Below are 23,072 nucleotides of genomic sequence, written 5' to 3'. Positions count from 1 at the left end.
CTCCCGGCCCCTGCCGCGGGGCACCCTCTATGGTCGGGTCCATGACCGACACGACGCCGCCCGGACCCGACGAGGACGCCGCCCGTACCACCGTGCTGCGCGACCGCTGGCGGGAGGCGCTCACCGCCGCCCGGTCCGGGTCCCCGGGCCCCGATCCGCTGCCGTACGCCGACAACCTCCTGGCCCGCTGGGCGGAGCCGCAGCGCCGGTACCACACGACCGCCCATCTGACGGCGGTCCTGGACCGCGTCGACACACTCGCCGGCCACGCGGAGGACCCGGCCGCGGTACGCCTGGCGGCCTGGTTCCACGACGCGGTGTACCGGCCGGACCGCACGGAGAACGAGGAGCGCAGCGCGGTGCTCGCCGAGCGCGCGCTGTCCGAGGCGGGCGTCCCGGCTTCCGTCACGGCGGAGGTCGCCCGGCTGGTCCGGCTCACGGTCACCCACGACCCGGCGCCCGGCGACCGCAACGGCGAGGTGCTCTGCGACGCGGACCTGGCGGTCCTGGCGGGCGGCCCGAAGGAGTACGGGACGTACGCGGCGCAGGTGCGCGAGGAGTACGGATTCGTGCCGGACGACGCGTTCCGGGAGGGCCGGGCCGCGGTGCTGCGGCAGCTGCTGGAGCTGCCGAGGCTGTTCCGTACGCCGCACGGGACGGCGGAGTGGGAGCCGAGGGCGCGGCACAACCTGACGACGGAGCTGGAGCTGCTGTCCTCGTAGGACGTGTCCGGGTGCCCGTAGGACATGTCCGGGTCCTCGGAAGCGGTGTCGGGGCCTTCGGAAGCGGTCGCCAGGTCCTCAGAAGCGGTGTCCGGGTCCCCGGAAGCGGTCTCCGGGCCCTCGGAAGACGCGTCCGAGGGGCAGGACCGGCGGGAATGTAACGGGCATGACCGGCGTTGGGGCCTGTCATGCCCGACTCTGCCTCCCGCCGCGCCCCTATGCCGCTGGCCGTATACATTCTCGGCCTCTCGGTCTTCGCCCTCGGCACCAGTGAGTTCATGCTGTCCGGGCTGCTGCCGCCCATCGCCGACGACATGAACGTGTCCATTCCCCGTGCCGGACTTCTCATATCGGCCTTCGCGATCGGCATGGTGATCGGCGCCCCGCTGCTCGCCGTGGGCACGCTCCGGCTGCCGCGCAAGACGACGCTGATCACCCTGATCTCGGTCTTCGGCCTCGGCCAGATCGCGGGTGCGCTGGCTCCGACGTACGAGGTGCTGTTCGTCTCACGGGTGGTGAGCGCCTTCGCGTGCGCGGGCTTCTGGGCGGTCGGGGCGGCGGTGGCCATCGCGATGGTGCCGGTGAACGCGCGGGCGCGGGCGATGGCCGTGATGATCGGCGGGCTCTCGATCGCGAACGTGCTGGGCGTGCCGCTCGGGGCGTTCCTCGGTGAGCACCTGGGCTGGCGGTCGGCGTTCTGGGCGGTGGGCGCGGCGTCCGCGGTGGCGCTGGTCGGCGTCGCGACGCGTATCCCGCACATCCCGCTCCCGGACCGGAAGCCCGAGCTGAAGCAGGAGCTGTCGATCTACCGGGACCGGCAGGTCTGGCTGTCGATCGTGATCACGGCGCTGGCGGCGGGTGGTGTGTTCTGCGCGTTCAGCTACCTCGCGCCGCTGCTGACGGATGTGGCGGGCCTGGACTCGGGCTGGGTGCCGTGGATCCTCGGCCTGTTCGGGATCGGCGCGCTGGTCGGTACGACGATCGGCGGCCGGGTCGCGGACGCGCACCTGTTCGGGGTGCTGCTGAGCGGGGTGACGGCGTCGACGGTGTTCCTGGTGGCACTGGCCCTGTTCGCCTCCAGCCAGATCGCGGTGGTCGCGCTGGCCTTCCTCCTGGGCCTCTCGGCGTTCTTCACGGCCCCCGCGCTCAACGCCCGGATGTTCAACGTGGCGGGCGCGGCCCCGACGCTGGCGGGTGCGACGACGACGGCCGCGTTCAACCTGGGCAACACGAGCGGCCCGTGGCTGGGCGGCACGGTGATCGACGCGGACTTCGGCTACGAGGCCACGGCCTGGGCGGGCGCGGCGATGACGGTCGTGGCGCTGGCGGCGGTGGCCGTCTCGCTCCGGCTCCAGCGCGCCGGCTCCCGGTCGTCCCTGCTGGTGGTGAAGAACGTGACGCCCGCTACCCCGGAGCCGGCCGCCCCTTCGGCCTGCGCAGCCCCGCGGCAGTGAGGCGCCGCACCAGCTCCTTGGACCCGATCTCCCGCGCCCCGGCCCGCACGGCGTCCGCGTACCGGGCTTCGGGGATGTCGTAGTGGTCCCGCTCGAAGGCACGGGGCGGGCAGCCGATCGCGGCGGCGAAGGCGTGCAGTTCCTCGAAGGACACATCGCTGACGAGGTGCGACCAGAGCCGCCCGTGCCCCGGCCAGTCCGGCGGGTCGATATAGACGCTCACCGCCGCAGCACCCCGCTCAGCTCCCCCACGGGCGCCACCATCACGGCCGCCTTGGTGCACACCCAGTGCGGGTCGGGCCCCAGTTCCGGCTCGACGTCCAGCGCGTGCGGCCCGTCCTCGACACACACGGGACACAGCGGCCACCGCCCGTACCTCTCCAGCAGCGCGTCCTGCACATCCTGAGCGATCAGCCCGGCGACGAACGCCGCCCCCTCGGGCCACTGCTCCACCCACCAGCGCCGATGGGTCACCGCGTCCTCGACGAGCGAGACGATCTCGGCCTCGGCGACATCGCCCGCGGCGAGATCGGCCATCACCAGCGCGCGTGCGGTGTGCAGTGCCTGCTCCAAGGGGTTCAGCTCCATGCAGCCATTGTCCCCCGCCGACGCGGTAGGTCCCGGCGTCCGGCCGGGGAGGACGCAGGCGGAGGCGGCTGGGGGCAGCGTGTTCCGTGCATGTCGTGCAGGTCAGACCGACATGACCTGCACGTCGTACTGCGGGATCCAGAGGTTCCGGGTGACCAGGACCATCTCTTCGGCCTGCGCCTGCGCGATCAGTATTCGGTCGAAGGGGTCGGTGTGCACTATCGGCAGCCGGCCTGCCCGTACTCCGTGTGCGGCGGTGATGGGCAGGCCCCTGAACTGGAGATCGCGCACCCGCTCAGCCAGGTCTCCCGGGCCCTCGAACCTGCCGAGGAACTGCTTGACGGTGATCTCCCACGGTGACACCGCACTGACGTACACAGCGGGCTCGGTGTCCAGCAGTTCCTTGAACGATGAGGACAGCTGCGGCGAGTCGTCGAGCCGCCACATGACCACGCGCGTATCGAGCAGAAGACGCATCAGCGCATCCCGAGAGCGTCAGCCACTGAGACGGGCGCATCGTCGAAGGTGGTGGGGATACGGATATGGCCCCGCAGCGAACCACGGCCGGGCCTCTGCACCTTCGGCCGTGGGCGCAGCGCCCTCGCCACCGGCTCGCCCGCGTTGCTGATCACGACCAGTTCGCCGCCGACCATCTGTTCAGGGTGCCCGAGAATCGCGGCCTGGTGCGGTGGGTGTGGTGCGCGTGGTGGGTGAGGCGCGCGTGGCGGGCGTGCCGCTGAAGGAACCTCTTCCACAGCGCCTTCACGATGGGATCACCGAACCGGCAATAGGCTGCACCCGCCCCCCCCGGCGACCGCCGTCGCCCGTACGGTCAGCGGCTCCGCAGCATCCAGGCGCAAGGAAGGCCCACCGTCGCGTAGGACGATGATGACGGCGAGCCCTCCCGATGCGTACCGTTCGCTCCGGACCGCACGGACCGTGTGCCAGGCACCCCAGGCACGTACGCACTGCCCGGGCCTGACGGTTACCGCCGCGATCTCCACCTCCGCGGGTGCGGGGTCGATACCGGGTGCCAGCAACTCCGCCCATACCGTCTTGCCGATCCCGGCCCGACGTTCATCCACGCCCCAGCGATGGGCCGGGGTCTCGACGAGCAGGAGCCCGCGCCCGCCTTTGTCCAGCCCGCCCGGCCGCCGCACCTCCGGCCGGCCCGCCCGCCCCCGCGTCGCTCACCTCCAGCCGCAGGAGTTCGCCCCTCCCCCGACACTCGATGCGCACGCCCACCAGCCGGTCCCCGGGCACTGGCACCCGCAGCGCGTTGGTCACCAGCTCGGAGAGCACCAACTCACCATCTGCTGCGGCTGCCTGACCGGCCCGCCACTCCCCGAGCTTTGCTCGCAGCACAGCTCGCGCCCGGGGAACGCTGCTGTGGCAGCGAGAGAGCCTGAAGGTCACTTCGTTCGGTGTAGCCACGGCAGCTCCAAGAAGGTCGACGTCTGGTCGGAATCCCCCACAGATAGGGGCAGTTCGCGTCGAACGAGGCAACCCCCATGCCCAGCAGAATGGATGAGCCGCACGCGATTCTGCAACGTTGCCGACCAACGCCATGCCGTTTTTCACCCTTTCGAGTAACCCTGTTTCATTGCAGGAGCAACTTTGATAGAGGTGTTCGCATGCAAGCGAAGAGCACCACCGCCACCCCATCAACCGTTCTTGGGCGCCAACTTGGTGATGAGCTACGCCGGTTGCGGGAGGCCGCCGGACTGACCACTGCCCAAGCGGCAGAGGCGCTCGACTGCACCAAGGGCAAGATCAGCCGGATCGAGAATGGCCGCGTCGCGGTCCGCCTCCCCGACCTGACAGCCATGCTGCACTCGTACCAGGTCTCGGATCACGAGGTTCGAGACCGACTGACCTCGCTCGCGCGCAAGGCCAACCGCAGGCGCAGGGAAGGGTGGTGGAACCAGTACGGGTCGGTCCTCGCCGACACGTACCGGGACTACATCGCCCTGGAGGCAATGGCGGGTTCGATCCGCACCTTTCAGGCGCAGCTCGTCCCTGGACTGCTACAGACCCCTGAGTACATTCAAGCGGTGACTGTGGCCTCCCGGCAGTGGGAGACAGCGGATGAGATCGACAAGTTCGTCCAAGTGCGCCTTGCCCGGCAGAAACGTCTGGCGGGCGATCAGCCGTTGCACCTGTGGGCCGTACTTTCCGAGGCTGTCCTCCTCCAGCAGGTTGGTGGCGCAGCAGTCATGAACGCGCAGCTGAAGCACGTGTTGGCCAGCTCTGAGAACCCCAACGTGACTGTTCAGGTGCTGCCGTTCTCCCGTGGAGCCCATGCGAGTATGTTCGGCCCGTACGTAGTGCTGGGATTTCCCGAGGAGGGAGCGCTCGACGTGGTACTGGCGGACAACCCGTCCGGTTCCATGTGGCTGGAGCGAGAGGCAGATGTCTCCCGCTACCAAGACCTGTTCGACGCCGCGCGCACGTCCGCGCTCTCGCCGACAGAGTCCCGCACTGTCATCCACCGCCGGGCCAAGGAGCACAGAGCATGAAGAGCGCACACCGCAGTACGCCGAAGTTCTCGGAGGCGAGCTGGCGCACCAGCACGTACAGCGGCGGCAATAACGAGTGCCTCGAAGTCACCGACAGCATCCCCCACCTCGTCCCCGTCCGCGACAGCAAGCGCCCCAACGGCCCCGTGATCACCTTCACTCCCGACGCGTGGCGCACGTTCATAAGTCGGCTGGACTGATCCACCAGGCCGCGGTGCAAGCGCGCAACCCGGATACCCGCAGCGAGACCAGCGGGGCAGTTTCCCGGGGTCGAGATAGATCGCGGGACAGGTGAGCGCGGCGCCCTCGGTTCGATGGGCGATCAGCGGGCGTCGAATGACCAGACCAAGCCGACTTCTGCGTCGGACACAGCAATGAGTCCGGCGTCCCAGTCCCATTGGCTGCAGGGGTTACCCCCAGTCGGGGGCGAGAGGTAGAAGTCCGGTTCCTCAGCCCCGTACCCGGTGTTCGCATAGAACCGGGTTCCCAACGGAAACCGGGACAGGATGACACGAGCCCGGTGCTCCATCTCGGGCCTTTTCCGGTCGAAGTCCCGTTCACGTTTGACGTCCAGATAACTGGTTGCGAGCACAACCAAGAATCTTTCAATGGAGACTCGCGGTATCTCTTTCACACGCGACTGCCACACGTTCACGTCTTCCGGCGTCGCCGGAGGCGGCGCGAAAGGAAACGTCGGGTCATCCCAACGTTCGTCCTGGCCATCGTCATGGTCGAGAGACTGCCACCCCCGAGGGTCCTGCGCATCACCCCGCATGATCGACGCAACGTCGTACCACCACTCTTCGTTCTCCCGCCGTGTGACGGCAATGATCGTGTACTGCCGGTACATCACGAGCGCGTCCGCCCAAGCCTCTTCTCCGAGATCGGTCACTTTCTCCTTCATGCGGGCATCGACGTCACGGAACTGCTCCGGCGCCGCCACGGTACCTGCCGCCCCGGTCCGGCGCTCACTCTCTGCCCGGTTTCGGAGCGAAAGAGGGCCCAGGGGCTCAGCGGAGTATTTCCGAGGGGTGTTTACAGGCCACCTGTGCGTGCGTGGAGCTGGGCCGGGTCCGGACCACGACCGGCTGGCCATTTTTGTTCGTTGCTCTCGGAAAGCGTGCCGTGACAGCATTCAACGCGTGTTCGATAACGGGGATGACATAGCAGAGCCGCCTGCCCGGCGTTCGAGGATCGCCGACTTGGCCGATTGGCCTGCTGACGAGGCGCGTTCCGCACTGCATGAGGCACCGGACCCGGCCCCTGCCATGGCGCCGGACGACGGTCCGGCGGCGGCTCGGACTGAGTTTGCTGTGTTGCTGGGCGAGTTCCGGCGTACGGCGGTGCTGGTGCCGCTGGATGCCGACGGGGATCTGTGGTCGGCGGAGCAGAACGGGGTTCGCTGGATCTGTGCGTTCTCGGACGAGGAGGCGCTGGCCAGGTTCGCACAAGCCCGGGGGGATGCCGAGCGGGAGTGGGCGTACCAGGCGGTGCTGGGTGCGCGGTTGCTGGATGTGATGGTGCCGATGCTGCCGGGCCCTGCGGGGGTGGCGCTGGACGCGGGCAGTGTGGACGGCGGGATGTTGTTCCCGCCGGTGGCGGGCGTCGTGCCGGATGCGGTTGCGGTGGATCTCGGGGGGATGCAGTGAGCGGGGAGAGTCCTGATCTTGATGTGCCGCCGGAGGCGTTGGCTGCGATCGCGAAGGGGATCGATCTGGCGCATGCGGAGTTGAAGGAGCTCGGGTTCATCGGCGAGGCGTCGACGGGTCGGGGGTTTTCTGATCTTGCTTTGTCGGGGCTGGAGTTGGGGCACGGCGGGCTGACGTCGGAGTTCGAGACGTTCTGCAACCGCTGGGAGTGGGGTGTGCGGGCCCTCACACAGAAGGGCAACGGCTTCGCGCAGGGAGTCGGGCTGTCGGCGGGTTCCTTCGCCGAGCAGGAGCAGTACATCAAGGACTCGTTCAAGGTCGGTGTGAACTCCGTGAACGGAAATCCGCACCTGTCCGAGGACGACGTCAAGGCCATGAGCTGGGACACGATCAGCAAGCAGTCCCCGTACGACAGCCCGGACTGGAGCTGGGACTCGATGGCCGAGGCCCATGATGAGGCGGGACAGACGTGGCGGGACACCACGTATGACGCGGAGGACGCGCTGCTCGACTCGTGGGAGAACTCCGGGTTCATCTCCCCGGAGCGGCGCGATGCGATGGACGAGACGCTGAAGGAAAAGCTCGATCCGTCACAGGAGACGATCGAGCAGTCTGAGCAGCCGCGGTGGGGGCAGGGCGACTGATGGTGGACTGGGGGAAGCTCGGCGGAGACATCTACGACGGGGCCGGCGATCTCGTCGACAAGGGCAAGGAGATCGTCGGCGAGGGGATCGACAAGGGCACCGATGTGCTCGGCTCCGGTCTGGAGAAGGTCGGTGCCGACGAGTGGGCGGACAAGGTCGAGGACTGGGGCGATGAAACCGCCTCCTCGCTGGGGGTGGAGGTCGGGGAGCAGCAGCTCGGGCAGAGCGAGGAAGCGAATGAGCTGATCCACGGCAGGCCGGAGAAGATCGCCGCGGCGGTGAAGAACCTTCGCGACTTCCAGAAGGCGTTCGATCTCGTCGGCGGCGGGATGAAGAAGCTTGACTCCGGTCACTGGAAGGGTGTGGCCGCCGATACCTTCCGGGCGAAGTTCGAGACCCTGCCCACAGACTGGTTGCGTGCAGCGGATGCGTTCGAGGACGCGGCAACCGCAATGGAGACATACGCCGGTACGGTCACCAGCGCGCAGGGCAAGGCCGGTGAGGCGATCGCCCTCTACAAGGAGGGCAAGCACGACCACGAGACGGCCGCTGCCGCGTTCCGTGAGAAGGCCGAGGCGTACAACGCGGTGCGCAACACCGATCATCCGCTCCCGCATCCGGGAACGTTCACCGATCCGAGCATAGCCAAACGGCAGCATGCTCAGGAGATGCTGGAGCACGCCCGGCGGGCGCGTAACGACGCTGCCGAAGCGGCCAAGAGCGCGATCACCGCTGCGATGGCGCACGCCCCGAAGGAGCCCACCGGCCTGGACCGGGCCAAGCAGGAGTTCTACGACTACGGGGTCGGCCAGGGCATCGAGCTGGCCCACTTCGGCGGCGGCGTCATCAAGGGCACCGCGGGGCTGGTGAACTTCATCCGCTCGGTCAACCCGACCGACCCCTACAACCTGACGCACCCGGCCGAGTACTACAAGGGTGTCAACACCACGCTCGCCGGCCTCGTCTCCACCGCCACCAACCCCGACCGGGCACTCAAGAACGCCTGGGACGCGGCCAAGGGCGACCCCTCCGAATTCATCGGCCGACTCGTCCCCGAACTGGCAGGCACGAAGGGCGGGGGCGTCCTCAAGGGACTCGCTCGCCACGGGCTGAGGGACGGGGCGGAGAGCGCTGCTCGCAAGGGTGTCGAGAACCCAGCGAAATCATCGAAGCCTGACAAAGGGGTGGAGAAGGATCCCACGGACCCGGTCGATCTGACCACGGGAACGATGTACCTGCCGCAGACGGACATCGCCCTGCCGGGAACTCTTCCGTTGGTCTTCCGCCGTCGGGTCGCCTCCGACTACCGTGCGGGGCGGTGGTTCGGGCCCTCCTGGTCTTCCACGGCTGACCAGCGGCTGGAGATCGACTCCCAGGGCGTCGTCTTCGTATGCGAGGACGGCCTGCTGCTGTCCTATCCGCACCCTGCCCCGGGTGTACCGGTCATGCCGAGCCACGGCCCGCGCTGGCCACTCGATCTGGACACCACAGGCGACTACACGATCACCGATCCGGACAGGGGCCGAACACGGCACTTCAGCCCGCGCACCGCGGATGTCGCGCTCCTGGCTCAGATCGACGACCGCAACGGCAACTGGATCCAATTCGAGTACGACGAGGCCGGTGCACCGGTCTCAATCGTCCATGGTGCCGGCTATCACCTGAAACTCACCACGAGCGACGGCCGGATCACCGCACTTCACCTCGCAGGCGCCGCACCGGACGGCAACGCCCAGGAGATCCTCCGCTACAACTACGCCGACGGCCACCTCACTGAAGTCACCAACTCGTCGGGGCTCCCGCTCCGGTTCACCTATGACGACCGTGGCCGGGTCACCTCCTGGACCGACACCAACAACAGCCGGTACGACTATGTCTACGACGACCAGGACCGGTGTATCGCTGAAGGCGGGGCCGCAGGTCACATGGCCCTGCGCCTGGATTACGACGGTACAGATCCCGAGAGCGGGATGCGGGTCACGACCGTCACCAGCAGTACCGGAGCCGTCCATCGCTACGTCGTCAACGACACCTACCAGGTAGTTGCCGAGATCGATCCACTGGGCGCGATCACCCGCTTCGAACGCGACCGCTACAACCGCCTGCTGTCCCGCACGGACCCGCTCGGCCGCGCCAACCGCTTCGAATACGACGACTCAGGGCAGCTGACCGCTGCGGTGCGCCCGGACAGTCGGGAAATGCTCGCACAATACAACGACCTGAGGCTGCCGGTCCGCATCACCAACCCGGACCGGACCGTGGTCCGCCAGGAGTGGGACGAGCGCGGCAACCGTCTTGCTGTCATCGCCCCGTCCGGCGCCGTGACAAGCACCGCCTACAACGAGCGCGGCCACGCGACCTCCGTGACGGACGCGCTGGGCAACACGACATACTTCCGCAGCAACGCGGCCGGACTCCCACTCGAGGTGACCGACCCCCTCGGCGCCAAGTCCCGCCTCATCCGGGACGCGTTCGGCCGCCCGGTAACCGTGATCGACCCGCTCGGCGCGGTCACCCGCCTTGAGTGGACAGTTGAGGGGAAGCTGTCCCGTCGAACCGACGCGGACGGCGCCACACAGTCCTGGACGTACGACGGAGAGGGCAACTGCCTCACCCACACCGACGCCATGGGCGCCGTATCCCGCTTCGAGTACACGCACTTCGACCTCATGACGTCCCGTACCGGCCCCGACGGCGTGTGCTTCGAATTTACCCATGACCACGAACTCCGCCTCACCCAGGTCCTCAACCCGCAGGGCCTGACCTGGGACTACGTCTATGACTCGGCTGGCCACCTGATGTCCGAGACCGACTTCGACGGCCGCACCTTGACCTATGAACGCGACGCGGCGGGCCGCTTGATTGCGCGCACCGACGCCCTCGGCCAGGTCATCCGCTATGAGCGGGACGAGCTGGACAGGATCGTTTGCAAGAACGCCGCAGGTGCCGTCACCACCTTTTCCTACGACCTCTCCGACCAGCTCGCCGAGGCCGTGAACGCGGACGCCACCATCACGTATCTGCGTGACCGCTACGGACGTCTCCGGTCTGAGACCGTCAACGGCCGGAAGATGTCGTACGAGTACGATCGGCTCGGACGCCGCACCGGCCGCACCACCCCCAGTGGCGCGGTCAGCACTTGGGCATATGACGGCGCAGGACGGCGCACCTCACTCACCACCTCGGGCCGCATCCTCAGCTTCGAACACGATGCGGCGGGTCGGGAGGTTGCCCGGCACATTGGCGACAGCGTGAGTCTGGCCTCGCAGTTCGACTCGATGGGCCGCCTCACTTCCCAGCAGGTCATCGGAGCTGGCCGCAGCATCCAATGCCGCGATTACGCCTACCGTGCCGATGGCCACGTGACTGGCATCACCGACCAACTGGCCGGCACGAAGCTCTTCAACCTCAACCCGGCAGGTCGTGTCACCAGCGTCCAGGCAGCGGGATGGACGGAGAGCTACGCGTACGACGAAATGGGCAGCCAAACAGAGGCGCACTGGCCTACGTCGCACCCCGGCCGAGAGGCGAGAGGGTCGCGCACCTACTCCGGCACAACGATCACACGCGCCGGCGATGTTCACTACAAACACGACGCGCTCGGCCGCATTACCCTCCGTCAGAAGACTCGACTCTCGCGCAAACCCGACACATGGCAATACGAATGGGATACCGAAGACCGACTCACTTCCGTTACCACACCTGACGGAACGCTCTGGCAGTACGCGTATGACCCCCTTGGACGCCGCCTCTCAAAGCAAAAGTTGGCGGCGGACAATGAGTCCATCTTGGAACGAACCGCCTTCGCATGGGACGGCACCACCCTGTGCGAACAGTCCACACTCTCCACGCAGCCGAGTCACCCCGTCACCCTTACCTGGGATTACCACGGCCTGCGACCCATCGCTCAAACCGAGCGCATCACGGCCGATGATGTCTCCCAGACCACAATCGATCACCGATTCTTCAGCATTGTCACAGATCTAAGCGGTAGCCCGGCGGAGCTCATCGATGAGCGGGGTCACATTGCCTGGCGAAGTCGATCGACCCTTTGGGGTGCTACCACCCGGAATGTGAAAGCGACCGCACATACCCCGCTGCGCTTCCCGGGTCAATATCACGATACTGAAACAGGATTGCATTATAATGTTCACCGCTATTACGATCCGGAAACTTCTCGCTATTTATCCACGGATCCACTAGGCCTCGCACCTGCCCCTAATCCCGTGGCATACGTGAGTAACCCCCACACGTGGTCCGATCCTCTTGGCCTTGCCCCGGACTGCAACCTCGGACAGCGGGATACTCATCGTGGTGAATCTCAGAATCGACCTGGCGGGCAGCGCGGCCCCGCTGTAAGCATTGACCAATTGAAGATGGAACTGGGACGCGCAGGAATTCCGGTATCAGAATATGACATTGTCCACAAACCTACAATTCGAACACCGGACGGCGTCGCGTTCGGAAATAGTCCACACACGCTGGACGGGTATCCGATGGTTGGCCCCCGAGGTCTTCCACTGATCGAGATTTCTGATATTGGTTTGCGTGATCTGGACGAAGCTGTCGCAACGGTCAATCATGAAATTTATCATCACAAGCATTTCGAGTTGACTAGAAAGTCAGGCAATCCTTGGGGTGGATCAGAGGAAGCCGCCGAGGGGTACGGGCAACAGATGCTCGAGAAATTCCACCGCCAGAGAAGGTAGGGGTTCAATGCGAGAATTCAGTGGGCAGCAACAGGAGGAGTTGCTGGCGGGTCCGCGATTTGTAGACGACCCATCGGAGCGCGCTTGTCCGGCGTGCGGCGTTAAATCCGTGCGCATATACATCCATCGTTCGAGTATGCGGCAACGCCCCACTCGGATCACATACGCGTGGTGCGCATCGTGCAGGAGATTTAAGGGCTGGACTGGCCCAGACCTGGGTGAGATCAATTTTAATGACCCACTGGATTCGCTTTCAATGGATCAGTGGAGGGCGTTGCAGGCCGATTTTGATGCGTTTCTAGAGCGCCTGGATGACCTATGGGAAGTGGGTAGCCTGCCGCAGAGCTTCGACAGGAGAACGTAGATCCGGTCCCTCCAACTTGACTCTGTCGGGGATCTTGAGGATCCCCGGTGGGGCAGCATGATCAACGGGCATGCTCGGTTCTGTCCGAGGACCGATGCAGTTGTCGGGGTGCCCGTTGTCGCTCCGTGCCCGTTGTGGTGGGCAAGTTCCTTCTCTGACCGCGTAGATGGCGCGAGCGGGCAACCCGGGTGGTACGACGGCGATGTGGGTGAGAAACCACCTGGGCGGGCTGTGGCGTGACGAGGACTTCGCCGACTGGTACCCCCGCGACGGCCGCCCGGGGCTCTCGCCCGCCCAGCTGGCCACCGTCAGTGTGCTGCAGTTCCTGCTCGGCCTGTCGGACCGGCAGGCGGCCGAGGCGGTTCGCTGCCGCATCGATCTCACATACGCGCCGGCCATGGAACTGGACGGTCCAGGCTTCCACCACAGCGTGCTGGCCGACTTCCGCGAGCGTCTCACCGAGGGCGGCCGAGCCGACCGTCTCCTCGACCTCGCGCTTGCGCGCCTGAAGGAGGCCGGTCTCGTCCGCGAGCGCACCACCCAGCGCACGGACTCCACCCACCTTCTGGCCGCGGTGCGCGACCTGACCCGGCTGGAACTGGTCACCGGGGCCGTCCGCGCCGCGCCGGAAGAGCTGGATAGCACCGCTCCGCGCCTGCTCGCCGACCTGGTGGACAAGGAGTGGGGACGCCGTTACGGCCGCCCGGTCCGTCTGGGCAATAACCCCACCCGCCCCAAGACCAGGATCCTTGCCACAGGCGGCGACGTCGTCCGGCTGCTGGAGCAGGTCGGGGAACATGCGGCGGATCACCTGTCCGGTCCCCGGGTCCAGGCCCTGCGGCAGATCATGGTCCAGACCCGGCTGAAGCGCCGCGGGCTGCTGCCCGCCGAGCATCTGGTCGACGGCGGCCACACCTGCCTGGTCCATCTGGAACAGGCGGCCCGGGAGCACCGGGTCACGCAACCGTGGGCTTTACCCCGCGAGAACTCCGCGATCTGCAACTCCGAATCCCTGGCGGATCAGCGCGCGGCATCGGATGCGGTGCATCGCAAGTGGGAGGGACGTCCGCATACTGGATTTATGCGGATGTGAAGGGTCGGAACGAACCAGCTCCTGGGTTCGGGGAGGTTCGGCGCCGGAGCGAGGGCGCCTCCATCGACTCCATGACTGTGGCGTTGACCAGGAAGCCCACCGTGGGGTTGAAGCCGAAGCCGCCTTCCGGGGGGGGCGACTCGGTCCTTCTCGGAGTGGCAGGTAATCAGCGTGGCCTCGATGTCCAGGACCAGTGGCCAGGTGGTTCCCTTTCACCGGCCTTCACCGCCGGTTATTCCACAGCGGGTCCCGGCGGCCCGCGGCAATGCCACCTCCCGCGCCATCAGCTGAGGCATGAAGGCGACTCTCGCCTTACGAGGCGGCCAGCACCCACCCACCCCACGGGCGGCGCACCCACCACCGCCATGGGACCAAGGTCCCCCCAGAGGCAGGGCCAATGGGGGGTTGACGGACCGGGGGACTGAAAATATCTTTCAAGAGTGACTAGTGAAGTGAAGGAAATTTTCAGCGGCGACTCTCCGCCCGCCCCCGCGGCCCTCGCCGCCAAGGTCCGGACCCTCGCGCCCTCCATGACCCGCTCCATGCAGCGTGTCGCCGAAGCCGTCGCGGGTGACCCGGCGGGATGCGCCGCCCTCACCGTCACCGGTCTCGCCGAGCTCACCGGCACCAGCGAGGCCACCGTGGTCCGCACCGCGCGGCTCCTCGGTTACCCCGGCTACCGGGACCTGCGCCTCGCGCTCGCCGGGCTCGCCGCGCACCAGGAGTCGGGCCGGGCGCCGTCCGTCACCGCGGACATCGCGGTCGACGACCCGATCTCCGATGTGGTCGCCAAGCTCGCCTACGACGAGCAGCAGACCCTCGCCGACACCGCCGCCGGGCTGGACACCGTACAGCTGGGGGCCGCCGTCGCCGCCGCGTCGACCGCCCGCCGCATCGACATCTACGGCGTCGGGGCGTCCTCGCTCGTCGGCCAGGACCTGGCGCAGAAGCTGCTGCGTATCGGGCTGATCGCCCACGCCCACATGGACCCGCACCTCGCGGTGACCAACGCCGTGCAGCTCCGCTCCGGCGACGTGGCCATCGCCATCACGCACTCCGGGTCGACCAGTGACGTCATCGAACCGCTCCGGGTCGCCTTCGACCACGGGGCGACGACCGTCGCGATCACCGGACGGCCCGACGGCCCGGTCACGCAGTACGCGGACCACGTGCTGACCACGTCCACCGCCCGCGAGAGCGAGCTGCGGCCGGCCGCCATGTCGAGCCGCACGAGCCAGCTCCTCGTCGTGGACTGCCTGTTCATAGGCGTCGCCCAGCGGACGTACGAGACAGCCGCCCCCGCACTCGCCGCCTCCTACGAGGCGCTCGCCCACCGCCACAACCCCCGCACCCGCTGAACCGTACGAGACCGAGAAAGCAGAGCCGCTCTCCATGACCTCCACCACCGACGCCAACACCAACGCCTCGCCCGACGGTTACGGCGAGCTGCGCGCGGAGCTGGCCACGCTCACCACCGAGGCCTTCCGCCCCGAGCTCGCCGAGATCGACCAGCTGCCCACGGCCGAGCTCGCGCGGATCATGAACGGCGAGGACAACACCGTCCCCGCCGCCGTCGCCGAGCGGCTGCCGGAGATCTCCGCCGCGATCGACGCCACCGCCGAGCGGATGGCACGCGGCGGCCGGCTCATCTACGCGGGCGCCGGAACCGCGGGCCGCCTCGGTGTGCTGGACGCCAGCGAGTGCCCGCCCACCTTCAACACCGACCCGTCCGAGGTCGTCGGCCTGATCGCGGGCGGCCCGTCCGCCATGGTCAAGGCCGTCGAGGGCGCCGAGGACAGCAAGGAGCTGGCCGCCGCCGACCTGGACGCGCTGCGGCTGACCCCGGACGACACGGTGGTCGGCATCTCCGCCTCCGGCCGTACCCCGTACGCGATCGGCGCCGTCGAGCACGCCCGCGCGCTGGGCGCCCTCACCGTCGGCCTGTCCTGCAACGCCGGTTCGGCCCTCGCCACCGCCGCCGAACACGGCCTGGAGGTCGTCGTCGGCCCCGAGCTGCTGACCGGCTCCACCCGCCTCAAGGCCGGTACGGCACAGAAGCTCGTCCTCAACATGATCTCGACGATCACGATGATCCGGCTCGGCAAGACGTACGGGAATCTGATGGTCGACGTCCGCGCCTCCAACGAGAAGCTGCGGGCCCGCTCCCGCCGCATCGTCTCGCTGGCCACCGGCGCCTCCGACCCGGAGATCGAGGCCGCGCTCGCCGCCACCGACGGCGAGGTGAAGAACGCGATCCTCACCATCCTCGGCCAGGTCGACGGGCCGACCGCCGCCACGCTCCTGACCGACTCGAACGGTCACCTCCGCGCCGCCCTCGCGGCCGTACGCACCACCTGATCCAACCAGCACCACTCCCGCACCCCCGCACAGCAAGGCACCACGCACCATGGCCACAGAAGACAAGAACCGCGCCACTGCCGCCGCGATCCTGCCGCTCGTCGGTGGCGCCGCGAACGTCAGCTCCATCGCCCACTGCATGACCCGGCTCCGCCTCGGTCTGCACGATCGTTCCCTCGTCGACGACGAGGCCCTGAAGGCACTGCCCGCCGTCATGGGGGTGGTCGACGACGACACGTACCAGATCGTCCTCGGTCCGGGCACGGTCGCCCGGGTCACCCCGGAGTTCGAGCAGCTGGTCGAGGAGGGCCGGGCCGCCGCCCCGGAGCCCGCCCCCGCGACCGGCCCCGTCTCCGCCGACGAACTCGCCGCGCAGGGCGCCGCGATCAAGGCGCAGCAGAAGGCGAAGAACGCCACCCCGTTCAAGCTCTTCCTGCGGAAGATCGCGAACATCTTCGTCCCGCTGATCCCGGCCCTCATCGGCTGCGGCATCATCGCCGGCCTCAACGGTCTCCTGGTCAACCTGGAGTGGCTGCCCTCCGTCACCCCCGCGCTCGCCGCGATCGCCTCCGGGTTCATGGCCCTGATCGCGGTGTTCGTCGGCTACAACACCGCGAAGGAGTTCGGCGGTACGCCGATCCTGGGCGGTGCGGTCGCGGCGATCATCGTCTTCCCGGGCGTCGCGAACATCGACGCGTTCGGCCAGACCCTCTCCCCCGGACAGGGCGGTGTGCTCGGCGCGCTGGGCGCGGCGGTCCTCGCGGTGTACGTGGAGAAGTGGTGCCGCCGCTGGGTGCCCGAGGCCCTGGACGTCCTGGTCACCCCGACCCTGACGGTGCTGGTCTCCGGTCTGGCGACGATCTTCGGCCTGATGTACGTGGCCGGTGAGGTGTCCTCCGCCATCGGTACGTTCGCCGACTGGCTGCTGTCCAACGGCGGTGCGGGCGCGGGCTTCGTCCTCGGCGGCCTCTTCCTGCCGCTGGTGATGCTGGGCCTGCACCAGGCCCTGATCCCGATCCACACCACCCTGATCGAGCAGCAGGGCTACACGGTCCTGCTCCCGATCCTCGCGATGGCCGGCGCGGGCCAGGTCGGTGCGGCGATGGCCGTCTACTTCCGCCTCCCGCGCAACGAGTCGATCCGCCGCACCATCAAGTCCGCCCTCCCCGCCGGTCTGCTCGGCGTCGGCGAGCCCCTGATCTACGGTGTCTCGCTGCCGCTGGGCCGCCCGTTCATCACGGCGTGCGTCGGCGGTGCGTTCGGCGGCGGCTTCGTCGGACTGTTCAACCAGCTCGGCGACACGGTCGGCTCCACGGCCATCGGCCCGTCCGGCTGGGCCCTGTTCCCGCTGCTCGACGGCAACCACGGCCTGGGCTCGACGATCGCGATCTACGCGGGCGGCCTGCTCGTCGGCTACGTCGCCGGGTTCGTCGCCACGTACTTCTTCGGCTTCAGCAAGGACCTGCTGACGGAGTTCAACGTCTCCCAGGAGCCAGCCGCGTCCACGGTCACCGCCTCGGGCGGACCCGCCGCGGCCCCGGCCACGTCCCCCGGCCCCGGCCCCGGCCCCGAGACGGGCCCCGGCTCCCCGGAGAAGGAACCCGCCGGGGTCTGATCAGCCCCCGTACAGCCACGGCACCGGGTCGCGCTCAGCGCGTGGCCCGGTGCCGCTGACGTTTCGTACGGTCCACGGCGCCGCCGCCGGGCCCGGGGCTCCACCGGCCGGGATCCGCGGGAGGCTCACGTCGGGCAGCGTGCTCAGGATCGCGTCCACCATCGCGTCGCGCCTGCCGACGAGCGCGGCCCGCATCCGCTTCAGGTGCCGGGGCCAGGCGCTGGAGGAGAGTAGTTCGAGCGCGATCTCCTGCACGAGCGGCGAGACAAGGCCGAACTGTGCTTCACCCCGTCCTACGCCTCCTGGGCCAACCCGATCGAGGCCCACTTCGGCCCGCTGCGGCAGTTCACCCCGGCCAACTCCCACCACCGCAGCCACCCCACGCGAACCCAGGCACTGCACCGCTACCCGCGCTGGCGCAACGCCGACGCCCGCCACCCCGACGTACGTGCCGCCCAACGCAAGGAACGTGCCCACATCCGCGGCGAGAAGGGCATCCGCCGGGGCGGACGCCCCCTCAACGCCGCAGCCCGACCCACCGCGAACCCGCAGCCCGGAGTGCCGAAACGGACAAGTTCACGAGAAGGACAGCGACAGAAGGACGGCTCAGGAGGCGGACGGCTCGACCTTCCCCGCAAAGACGATGACTTGGTCGATGAGGCTCCGCCGCAGATGGACGACGTCCGTTCCCGCCAGGCGGGGGCCTCCACCCGGCGTGGTGAAGACCCACTGGTACCGGGCCCACTCGCCAGGCATGTCCACCGCCGAACAGCGCACCATCGTGCCGGTCCCCGCCGGGTGGCGCCGGATGTCCAGCACGAACCGCTCGACCGCCGCGATTCCTTCGCTGCGGCCCAACGGCCCCCAGAAGACCACGTCTGAGGTCAGGGCCTGGGAGAGCAGGGCAGTCACATAGCTGTCGTCCGAGGCGTTGAACGCGGAGATGAATGTGTCGATCGCGGAGCGTGCCGTCTCTTCCTGCATACCCCAGTAATACCAGCCGTCGCGCGTGCGCTCGTCCCCCGAGCCGCGTTCCGATCTCGGTGGACCATCCCGGTCACAGCACCAGCTCAAGGGGCCGGGGTGGTGTGCGATGCCGTATCCGGAATCACACGCCACCCCGGAGAAAGCCCTTCGCCCCGTATGGGGGGTGAGCGGCTTACCGTCCGGTCATTGCCGGTAGTGAGCGGCGCAATGACCGCCGGAGGAGTGCGGGTGGTCGCCCGGCGGGCGTCGTTGCGTGATCGGGTTTCGTCCGGATCCTTAGGCTCGCGCGTCGCCCGAGCAGTATCGGCACGCCCGCCCCGGGCCGAACCCCAGCTCCAACGGCAGGCGTTGCCGGGCGACCTCGCCGTAGAGGACGAGCAGGTGCCCTGCGGACAGAGCCGGTCCGGCGCGGCCGTGGTCCCGGCGACCGCTCCGGCCGCGGAGGCGGCAACGGCTCGGTCAACGCCCGCAAGCCGCCGAACGCTTCTGACCAACCATCAGCCATCTCTTCGGGAACGAACCGGCCGACCATGCCGGGCACACCACGCCACAGAGCGTCCTTGCCGCACCAAGAAATCTGCCCTCCGCACAGTCCTGATGTCTAAATCCGTTCGGCCAAATGGCCTAAAATCCTCCTGCGGGTGGGCTTCTTCGCGTGAGGCATGCAGGGATACCCTGGGAAAGATATGCCAATTCCGCTCGCAAAATGAATAGCGAATCACCTTGGGGGGACATCATGGGAACGTACGCATGGCTTCTGATAGGGATAGGCATGCTGGCCGGATGGTGCGTCTTCATCCTTGCGCGACGAAATCGGGGGAAAGGCACGGAAAACATCGAGGGGCTGCTCATCGAGCAGGATGCCACGAAGCGGGCGCAACAGATACGCAATGACGTACGCGCCTTCAATATGAATCCCGGGTCGGGCCGGGAATTTGGTTCCGGCGAGCGGCGGCGCTGATCCTTTCCCGAGGATCGAGATGTGGTGAGGGACGAGGACGGCCTCACGATGCCGCCGGTCGTGCGCGAGGCCGCCAACGAGTCCGTGCAGGTTGGCGTTTAGGGAAAGCTTCCGAGGGCACCCGGTGTTTCGGAGGTTGATATACATGGTTCCCCTGCTACTCGTTCTTCTGCTCGCCCTGATCCTCTTCGGCGCCGGTTTCGCGCTCAAGGCGTTGTGGTGGATCGCCATCATCGTGCTGGTGGTCTGGGCGATAGGTTTCCTCGTCCGCCCAGTCGCGAGCGGCGGCAGGCGCGGCCGGTGGTACCGCTGGTAGACGCATGAGAAACACGTCACCAGCACAGACGCGGGCGACCTCGGATCGTATGGATCACAAGAATCACGCATGCGCCCCGGACCCGGTCACCCGATGAAACGAGGGCCTTTCACCGCCATTTCTCCGGGGCTCTCACGCCGAAATGGACCGTCCGGAAAGGAGCCTTTCCATGAGCGACACCCTGTGGGGTTACCGTCCTTCGAGCGGACACACCGCCGGGGCCGATCCGACCGGTTACGCGGTCGAGGCGACCGACGGAGGTATCGGCAAGATCGACCATCACTCCGACGATGCCGGATCCGCCTATCTCGTGGTCGACACCGGAGTGTGGATCTTCGGCAAGGACGTCCTGCTCCCTGCGGGCACGGTCACGCACATAGACACCGAGGACCGGAAGGTCTTCGTGGACCTGACCAAGGACCAGATCAAGGACGCGCCGGGGTTCGACCGGCACAAGCACTCGGCCGATCCCGGCTATCACGCACAGGTAGGCGGTTACTACGACGCCTTCCGCATCATGTGATCCGTCGGCCTGTTCGCGCCCCCCTCGGACGGCGGGTCCGACCCTGAAGAAGTGGCCGGGCCCGCCGTCCGGCATGTCCACCGGGACACCCGGCGCCCACCCAGACCCGCCCCGCCGCCCCCCGCCCCCTCACACCGACCTCACGGCACGGGCGCGAACACCATGCGCACCACCGCGACCAGAACCAGCACGGCGGGCACCCCGAACCACCAACGCCGCAGCCCCCGCAGACCCCGCATCCCCACGAACGCCGCTGTCGCCGCCGCCGCGAGAAGTTCGGTCACCACGGCCAGCGCGCCCCACGTCCGTACCGTGTCGGTGACGGACCGGTCCCACGGGCCCTCCGACTCGGTCAGCAGCGCGCCGAGCACGAAGTAGCCGCCCACCACATGCAGCGCGAGCGGAATCGCCGCGCACACGGCACCCGCCACCCACACCGCCACGCGGCCTCGGGCATCCCCGTTCCCGCTGCCACTGTTGCCGCCGCTGCCGCCGGTCGTGGGTCGCCCCATCAACTCACCAGGTCCGCCCAGAAGGGGGCACTCGGCGGTACGTCCGATACGTCGCCCTCCGCCGAGTCCCACCCCACGAACTCACGGGCCACGTAGTCCCACAGGTCCCGCCCGTAGCAAATGGTGTCGGCGCCGTACACCGACAGGACCGGGTGGCCGTACGTCCCCCGGCCCGGCGGAAGGTACCGGTGGGAGTACACGGGAATCAGCTGCGGCACCGTGGCCAGTTCGCCACGGGCGACGGCCACGGCGCGCTCCGGTTCCGACGGACGGGGTCCCCAGGCGTCCCCGTACCACCAGCCGTGCTCCACCGAGAAGAGCAGCCCCTCGACCGGCCACGAGAGCCGGTCGCGGATGTCCGCCGGATCACCGTCCCGCCAGTCCACCCAGGGTTGACGTGCGGACTCGCCCGCCTCCGGAGGGGACGCGGACCCGACGGGCAGCCCTGCGGCGAGGAAGGCCCGGTGGTCGTCGGCGAACTCGATTCCGTACTCCGCCTCGATGCGGCCGAACTCCTTTTCGTTCAGCCCCGGCCGCATCACAAAGCTGCCGATCTCCGCCAGGCGACGCGCTGCCCGCGCACCCGCCCGCTGTCCCGCGCCCATCATCACGGCGGCAGCCTATCGACCACCGGGCCCGACCCCGTGCGCTCTCAACGCGGCAGCTGCCCCTCCCTGTTGATCTCCGTCACCCGGGCCCGCAGCACCACGCCCGGCGGCGCCGGCCGGACCACCTCCGGCGGACAGTCCCACTCCGCGCCGCCGCCCGGCGGCCGCAGCTGTACGTACGGTCCGACCCGGCCCATCACGCGGCCCACCCGTCCGTCGCGGGCGTCCACCGCGAACGACCCCGGCTCGGGCGTGCACGGCTCGTATTCCTCATCCGTCATACCCGCTCTCCTTCTCCGCCAGCACCCGGCACAGCCGCAGGGCCGTGTCGAGGTTGCAGCGGCCCAGATCGACCAGCGGAACCGGTTCGTTCCCGGCGCACGACACGGGGTCGATCCGCAGCGAAGGGAGCGTCACACCGACCCCGGCGAGACCCCCCTTCAGCCGCTCCACCGCGTCCTCCGCCATCCGCACCCTCTCCGCCGCCGCTTTGCGCCGCTCCGTCGAATCCATGCTGCACACCTTCCACGCTGAGTGACGAAAATGCCTACCCAGCGTGTCCAACGCGCGGCGAGCCCGGAAGAGGCGCTGTTCCAGCAAACGCACATATGTCACAGTGAGTTGCCAAATCGGGTCCGAACACACGGAGGCATCCCGAAGTTCACGTGTCGGGATCAGCCGCCCCACCCCACCCCCGCATGTCCACGTCCACGACCGCATGGCCGGGGTGCGGAGGAGGATGATCCCCCCGGTCGGGGAGGGCGCACCGATGACGCACCGATGTACGACGCCCGCCGACCTCGCCCGCCCAGGCCGTACGACCGAAGGACCAAGAACCCCGATGCCCGACGCCGCCGCCGTGCCCGGCTCCGACGCCAACGCCGATGCCGATGCCGATGCCAACACCCACGCCTATGCCGACCTCAACGCCCCGGAGCCCTCCGCGAGCGACGACGACCGCTACGGGGAGATATCCGTCGAACTCGAAGGCGAGCACGGCGAGATACTGGTCGTCAGCGGCGAGAACATCCCCCGCGTCACCCTCACCCGCGCGCCCGGCGCCGAGGTCGACGACCACATCGTCATCGGCACCCGCGACCCCGCACACCTCACGCTCACGGTGGACGGACGCGACGCGACGGTCCTGCCCGCGAAGGGCAGACTCAGCCGCCGTTCCTACCGAGTGGACGTCACCCACGCGGGTGCGTCCTACCGGCTGGTTCCCGACTCCATCCCGAGCAGCCGGCTGACCCGCGACGGGAAGCACCTCGGCGACTTCTCGTCGGACGGCGACCGGCGGGTGATCGCCGAGTGGCAGGCGGGGGCCGGGATCGAACCGCTCGACGCGGCGATCGGATACGCGCTGTCGGCGGCGTTCGGAACAGGTGGCCAGCCCATGTGGATGATGGCGGTCGACGCGGTCAGCACGGCACTCCCGTAGGGCCGCCCG

26 protein-coding genes and 1 pseudogene are annotated in these 23,072 nt (G+C 68.2%); 16 read left to right on the top strand and 11 right to left on the bottom strand.

Translation table 11 applies throughout. The annotated features are described in order from the left end of the window. Window positions 1-41 precede the first annotated feature (41 nt). Together ACIGJO_RS08030 and ACIGJO_RS08025 are read left to right on the top strand one after the other, a co-directional pair. Complete coding sequence (locus ACIGJO_RS08030; RefSeq protein ID WP_399953741.1) at window positions 42-722, top strand: hypothetical protein; 681 nt, start codon at window positions 42-44, stop codon at window positions 720-722. Between the two features lie 218 nt (window positions 723-940). Continuing rightward, window positions 941-2,176: a Cmx/CmrA family chloramphenicol efflux MFS transporter gene (locus ACIGJO_RS08025; RefSeq protein ID WP_399954531.1), complete on the top strand. Its 1,236-nt coding sequence runs from the start codon at window positions 941-943 to the stop codon at window positions 2,174-2,176. Here the strand turns inward: ACIGJO_RS08025 and ACIGJO_RS08020 are convergent. The 4 genes from ACIGJO_RS08020 to ACIGJO_RS08005 form a co-directional block, all read right to left on the bottom strand. After that, complete coding sequence (locus ACIGJO_RS08020; RefSeq protein WP_399953738.1) at window positions 2,127-2,399, bottom strand: DUF4031 domain-containing protein; 273 nt, start codon at window positions 2,397-2,399, stop codon at window positions 2,127-2,129. The two genes, ACIGJO_RS08025 and ACIGJO_RS08020, sit on opposite strands and share 50 nt — an antisense overlap. After that, window positions 2,396-2,764, bottom strand: a complete 369-nt coding sequence (locus ACIGJO_RS08015; protein ID WP_399953736.1) for a hypothetical protein — start codon at window positions 2,762-2,764, stop codon at window positions 2,396-2,398. Before ACIGJO_RS08015 ends, ACIGJO_RS08020 begins: the two co-directional genes overlap by 4 nt. Window positions 2,765-2,866: 102 nt before the next feature. Further along, the gene (locus ACIGJO_RS08010) at window positions 2,867-3,241 is read right to left on the bottom strand and encodes a type II toxin-antitoxin system VapC family toxin (RefSeq protein WP_399953733.1); all 375 of its coding nucleotides are present in this window, start codon (window positions 3,239-3,241) and stop codon (window positions 2,867-2,869) included. Window positions 3,242-3,841: 600 nt separating this feature from the next. Continuing rightward, window positions 3,842-4,333: an ATP-binding protein gene (locus tag ACIGJO_RS08005; RefSeq protein WP_399954528.1), complete on the bottom strand. Its 492-nt coding sequence runs from the start codon at window positions 4,331-4,333 to the stop codon at window positions 3,842-3,844. A gap of 65 nt (window positions 4,334-4,398) precedes the next feature. On the opposite strand from ACIGJO_RS08005, the gene ACIGJO_RS08000 reads away from it, so the two are divergent. Both ACIGJO_RS08000 and ACIGJO_RS07995 read left to right on the top strand, forming a co-directional pair. Beyond that, window positions 4,399-5,283 (top strand): helix-turn-helix transcriptional regulator, encoded by an 885-nt coding sequence (locus ACIGJO_RS08000; RefSeq protein WP_266932077.1) that lies wholly within the window; start codon window positions 4,399-4,401, stop codon window positions 5,281-5,283. After that, window positions 5,280-5,483, top strand: a complete 204-nt coding sequence (locus ACIGJO_RS07995) for a DUF397 domain-containing protein (RefSeq protein ID WP_266932079.1) — start codon at window positions 5,280-5,282, stop codon at window positions 5,481-5,483. The genes ACIGJO_RS08000 and ACIGJO_RS07995 overlap by 4 nt, the downstream gene beginning before the upstream one ends. A gap of 122 nt (window positions 5,484-5,605) precedes the next feature. On the opposite strand, the gene ACIGJO_RS07990 is transcribed toward ACIGJO_RS07995, so the two are convergent. Beyond that, window positions 5,606-6,187 carry a hypothetical protein gene (locus ACIGJO_RS07990; protein ID WP_399953729.1) on the bottom strand — a complete coding sequence of 194 codons (582 nt, stop codon included), beginning with the start codon at window positions 6,185-6,187 and terminating at the stop codon, window positions 5,606-5,608. 238 nt (window positions 6,188-6,425) lie between these two features. On the opposite strand from ACIGJO_RS07990, the gene ACIGJO_RS07985 reads away from it, so the two are divergent. From ACIGJO_RS07985 to ACIGJO_RS07955, 7 genes are all read left to right on the top strand, one after another. After that, entirely contained in the window at window positions 6,426-6,932 is a 507-nt protein-coding gene (locus ACIGJO_RS07985) for an SseB family protein (protein ID WP_266932083.1), read from the top strand. Next, window positions 6,929-7,576 (top strand): hypothetical protein, encoded by a 648-nt coding sequence (locus ACIGJO_RS07980; protein WP_266932085.1) that lies wholly within the window; start codon window positions 6,929-6,931, stop codon window positions 7,574-7,576. The genes ACIGJO_RS07985 and ACIGJO_RS07980 overlap by 4 nt, the downstream gene beginning before the upstream one ends. After that, window positions 7,576-12,285 (top strand): putative T7SS-secreted protein, encoded by a 4,710-nt coding sequence (locus ACIGJO_RS07975; RefSeq protein WP_399953725.1) that lies wholly within the window; start codon window positions 7,576-7,578, stop codon window positions 12,283-12,285. The genes ACIGJO_RS07980 and ACIGJO_RS07975 overlap by 1 nt, the downstream gene beginning before the upstream one ends. Window positions 12,286-12,857: 572 nt before the next feature. Continuing rightward, window positions 12,858-13,742 (top strand): transposase, encoded by an 885-nt coding sequence (locus ACIGJO_RS07970; RefSeq protein WP_399953722.1) that lies wholly within the window; start codon window positions 12,858-12,860, stop codon window positions 13,740-13,742. Window positions 13,743-14,182: 440 nt separating this feature from the next. After that, the gene (locus tag ACIGJO_RS07965; RefSeq protein WP_399953718.1) at window positions 14,183-15,100 is read left to right on the top strand and encodes a MurR/RpiR family transcriptional regulator; all 918 of its coding nucleotides are present in this window, start codon (window positions 14,183-14,185) and stop codon (window positions 15,098-15,100) included. Between the two features lie 34 nt (window positions 15,101-15,134). Further along, window positions 15,135-16,100, top strand: coding sequence for an N-acetylmuramic acid 6-phosphate etherase (gene murQ, locus ACIGJO_RS07960; RefSeq protein WP_399953715.1), 966 nt, complete (start codon window positions 15,135-15,137; stop codon window positions 16,098-16,100). Between the two features lie 49 nt (window positions 16,101-16,149). After that, on the top strand, window positions 16,150-17,715 hold the full coding sequence (locus ACIGJO_RS07955; RefSeq protein ID WP_399953712.1) for a PTS transporter subunit EIIC: 1,566 nt from the start codon (window positions 16,150-16,152) through the stop codon (window positions 17,713-17,715). On the opposite strand, the gene ACIGJO_RS07950 is transcribed toward ACIGJO_RS07955, so the two are convergent. After that, complete coding sequence (locus ACIGJO_RS07950) at window positions 17,716-17,970, bottom strand: hypothetical protein (RefSeq protein ID WP_399953709.1); 255 nt, start codon at window positions 17,968-17,970, stop codon at window positions 17,716-17,718. A gap of 6 nt (window positions 17,971-17,976) precedes the next feature. Between ACIGJO_RS07950 and ACIGJO_RS07945 the strand changes: the two are divergent. Then, a pseudogene (locus tag ACIGJO_RS07945) lies at window positions 17,977-18,243 on the top strand (IS630 family transposase); the annotation flags it as partial. A 78-nt stretch (window positions 18,244-18,321) separates the two neighbouring features. Here ACIGJO_RS07945 and ACIGJO_RS07940 read toward each other — a convergent pair. After that, entirely contained in the window at window positions 18,322-18,699 is a 378-nt protein-coding gene (locus tag ACIGJO_RS07940) for a nuclear transport factor 2 family protein (RefSeq protein WP_399953706.1), read from the bottom strand. A 709-nt stretch (window positions 18,700-19,408) separates the two neighbouring features. Here ACIGJO_RS07940 and ACIGJO_RS07935 point away from each other — a divergent pair. The 3 genes from ACIGJO_RS07935 (at window position 19,409) to ACIGJO_RS07925 (ending at window position 20,502) form a co-directional block, all read left to right on the top strand. After that, window positions 19,409-19,663 carry a hypothetical protein gene (locus ACIGJO_RS07935; RefSeq protein WP_399953704.1) on the top strand — a complete coding sequence of 85 codons (255 nt, stop codon included), beginning with the start codon at window positions 19,409-19,411 and terminating at the stop codon, window positions 19,661-19,663. A 145-nt stretch (window positions 19,664-19,808) separates the two neighbouring features. Continuing rightward, on the top strand, window positions 19,809-19,979 hold the full coding sequence (locus tag ACIGJO_RS07930) for a hydrophobic protein (protein WP_399953701.1): 171 nt from the start codon (window positions 19,809-19,811) through the stop codon (window positions 19,977-19,979). A 169-nt stretch (window positions 19,980-20,148) separates the two neighbouring features. Next, window positions 20,149-20,502, top strand: coding sequence for a PRC-barrel domain-containing protein (locus ACIGJO_RS07925; protein ID WP_399953698.1), 354 nt, complete (start codon window positions 20,149-20,151; stop codon window positions 20,500-20,502). A gap of 140 nt (window positions 20,503-20,642) precedes the next feature. On the opposite strand, the gene ACIGJO_RS07920 is transcribed toward ACIGJO_RS07925, so the two are convergent. From ACIGJO_RS07920 to ACIGJO_RS07905, 4 genes are read right to left on the bottom strand one after another with little or no spacing between them, the layout of a single operon-like run. Next, window positions 20,643-21,014 (bottom strand): hypothetical protein, encoded by a 372-nt coding sequence (locus ACIGJO_RS07920; protein ID WP_399953696.1) that lies wholly within the window; start codon window positions 21,012-21,014, stop codon window positions 20,643-20,645. Beyond that, a complete protein-coding gene (locus ACIGJO_RS07915; RefSeq protein WP_399954525.1) occupies window positions 21,014-21,622 on the bottom strand; it encodes a hypothetical protein in 609 nt (202 codons plus the stop codon). The genes ACIGJO_RS07920 and ACIGJO_RS07915 overlap by 1 nt, the downstream gene beginning before the upstream one ends. A gap of 44 nt (window positions 21,623-21,666) precedes the next feature. Continuing rightward, complete coding sequence (locus ACIGJO_RS07910; protein ID WP_399953693.1) at window positions 21,667-21,903, bottom strand: hypothetical protein; 237 nt, start codon at window positions 21,901-21,903, stop codon at window positions 21,667-21,669. After that, a complete protein-coding gene (locus ACIGJO_RS07905; protein ID WP_399953690.1) occupies window positions 21,893-22,135 on the bottom strand; it encodes a hypothetical protein in 243 nt (80 codons plus the stop codon). The genes ACIGJO_RS07910 and ACIGJO_RS07905 overlap by 11 nt, the downstream gene beginning before the upstream one ends. 328 nt (window positions 22,136-22,463) lie before the next feature. On the opposite strand from ACIGJO_RS07905, the gene ACIGJO_RS07900 reads away from it, so the two are divergent. Further along, entirely contained in the window at window positions 22,464-23,063 is a 600-nt protein-coding gene (locus tag ACIGJO_RS07900; protein WP_399953687.1) for a hypothetical protein, read from the top strand. Window positions 23,064-23,072 lie beyond the last annotated feature (9 nt).

The organism is Streptomyces sp. NPDC079020 (assembly GCF_044542225.1).
Classification (GTDB): Bacteria; Actinomycetota; Actinomycetes; order Streptomycetales; family Streptomycetaceae; genus Streptomyces.
This window is presented reverse-complemented; position numbering and strand designations above follow the sequence as displayed.

Bases quoted from the DNA above. Each gene is read 5' to 3' on its own strand.
- ACIGJO_RS07990 (WP_399953729.1), bottom strand. From the start codon at position 6,187: ATGAAGGAGAAAGTGACCGATCTCGGAGAAGAGGCTTGGGCGGACGCG.
- ACIGJO_RS08000 (WP_266932077.1), top strand. From the start codon at position 4,399: ATGCAAGCGAAGAGCACCACCGCCACCCCATCAACCGTTCTTGGGCGC.
- ACIGJO_RS08015 (WP_399953736.1), bottom strand. From the start codon at position 2,764: ATGGAGCTGAACCCCTTGGAGCAGGCACTGCACACCGCACGCGCGCTG.
- ACIGJO_RS07910 (WP_399953693.1), bottom strand. From the start codon at position 21,903: ATGACGGATGAGGAATACGAGCCGTGCACGCCCGAGCCGGGGTCGTTC.
- ACIGJO_RS07940 (WP_399953706.1), bottom strand. From the start codon at position 18,699: ATGCAGGAAGAGACGGCACGCTCCGCGATCGACACATTCATCTCCGCG.
- ACIGJO_RS07930 (WP_399953701.1), top strand. From the start codon at position 19,809: ATGGTTCCCCTGCTACTCGTTCTTCTGCTCGCCCTGATCCTCTTCGGC.
- ACIGJO_RS07935 (WP_399953704.1), top strand. From the start codon at position 19,409: ATGAATAGCGAATCACCTTGGGGGGACATCATGGGAACGTACGCATGG.
- ACIGJO_RS08030 (WP_399953741.1), top strand. From the start codon at position 42: ATGACCGACACGACGCCGCCCGGACCCGACGAGGACGCCGCCCGTACC.
- ACIGJO_RS08025 (WP_399954531.1), top strand. From the start codon at position 941: ATGCCGCTGGCCGTATACATTCTCGGCCTCTCGGTCTTCGCCCTCGGC.
- ACIGJO_RS08005 (WP_399954528.1), bottom strand. From the start codon at position 4,333: ATGGCGTTGGTCGGCAACGTTGCAGAATCGCGTGCGGCTCATCCATTC.
- ACIGJO_RS07915 (WP_399954525.1), bottom strand. From the start codon at position 21,622: ATGATGGGCGCGGGACAGCGGGCGGGTGCGCGGGCAGCGCGTCGCCTG.
- ACIGJO_RS07995 (WP_266932079.1), top strand. From the start codon at position 5,280: ATGAAGAGCGCACACCGCAGTACGCCGAAGTTCTCGGAGGCGAGCTGG.
- ACIGJO_RS07955 (WP_399953712.1), top strand. From the start codon at position 16,150: ATGGCCACAGAAGACAAGAACCGCGCCACTGCCGCCGCGATCCTGCCG.
- ACIGJO_RS08010 (WP_399953733.1), bottom strand. From the start codon at position 3,241: ATGCGTCTTCTGCTCGATACGCGCGTGGTCATGTGGCGGCTCGACGAC.
- ACIGJO_RS07975 (WP_399953725.1), top strand. From the start codon at position 7,576: ATGGTGGACTGGGGGAAGCTCGGCGGAGACATCTACGACGGGGCCGGC.
- murQ (WP_399953715.1), top strand. From the start codon at position 15,135: ATGACCTCCACCACCGACGCCAACACCAACGCCTCGCCCGACGGTTAC.
- ACIGJO_RS07900 (WP_399953687.1), top strand. From the start codon at position 22,464: ATGCCCGACGCCGCCGCCGTGCCCGGCTCCGACGCCAACGCCGATGCC.
- ACIGJO_RS07925 (WP_399953698.1), top strand. From the start codon at position 20,149: ATGAGCGACACCCTGTGGGGTTACCGTCCTTCGAGCGGACACACCGCC.
- ACIGJO_RS07920 (WP_399953696.1), bottom strand. From the start codon at position 21,014: ATGGGGCGACCCACGACCGGCGGCAGCGGCGGCAACAGTGGCAGCGGG.
- ACIGJO_RS07905 (WP_399953690.1), bottom strand. From the start codon at position 22,135: ATGGATTCGACGGAGCGGCGCAAAGCGGCGGCGGAGAGGGTGCGGATG.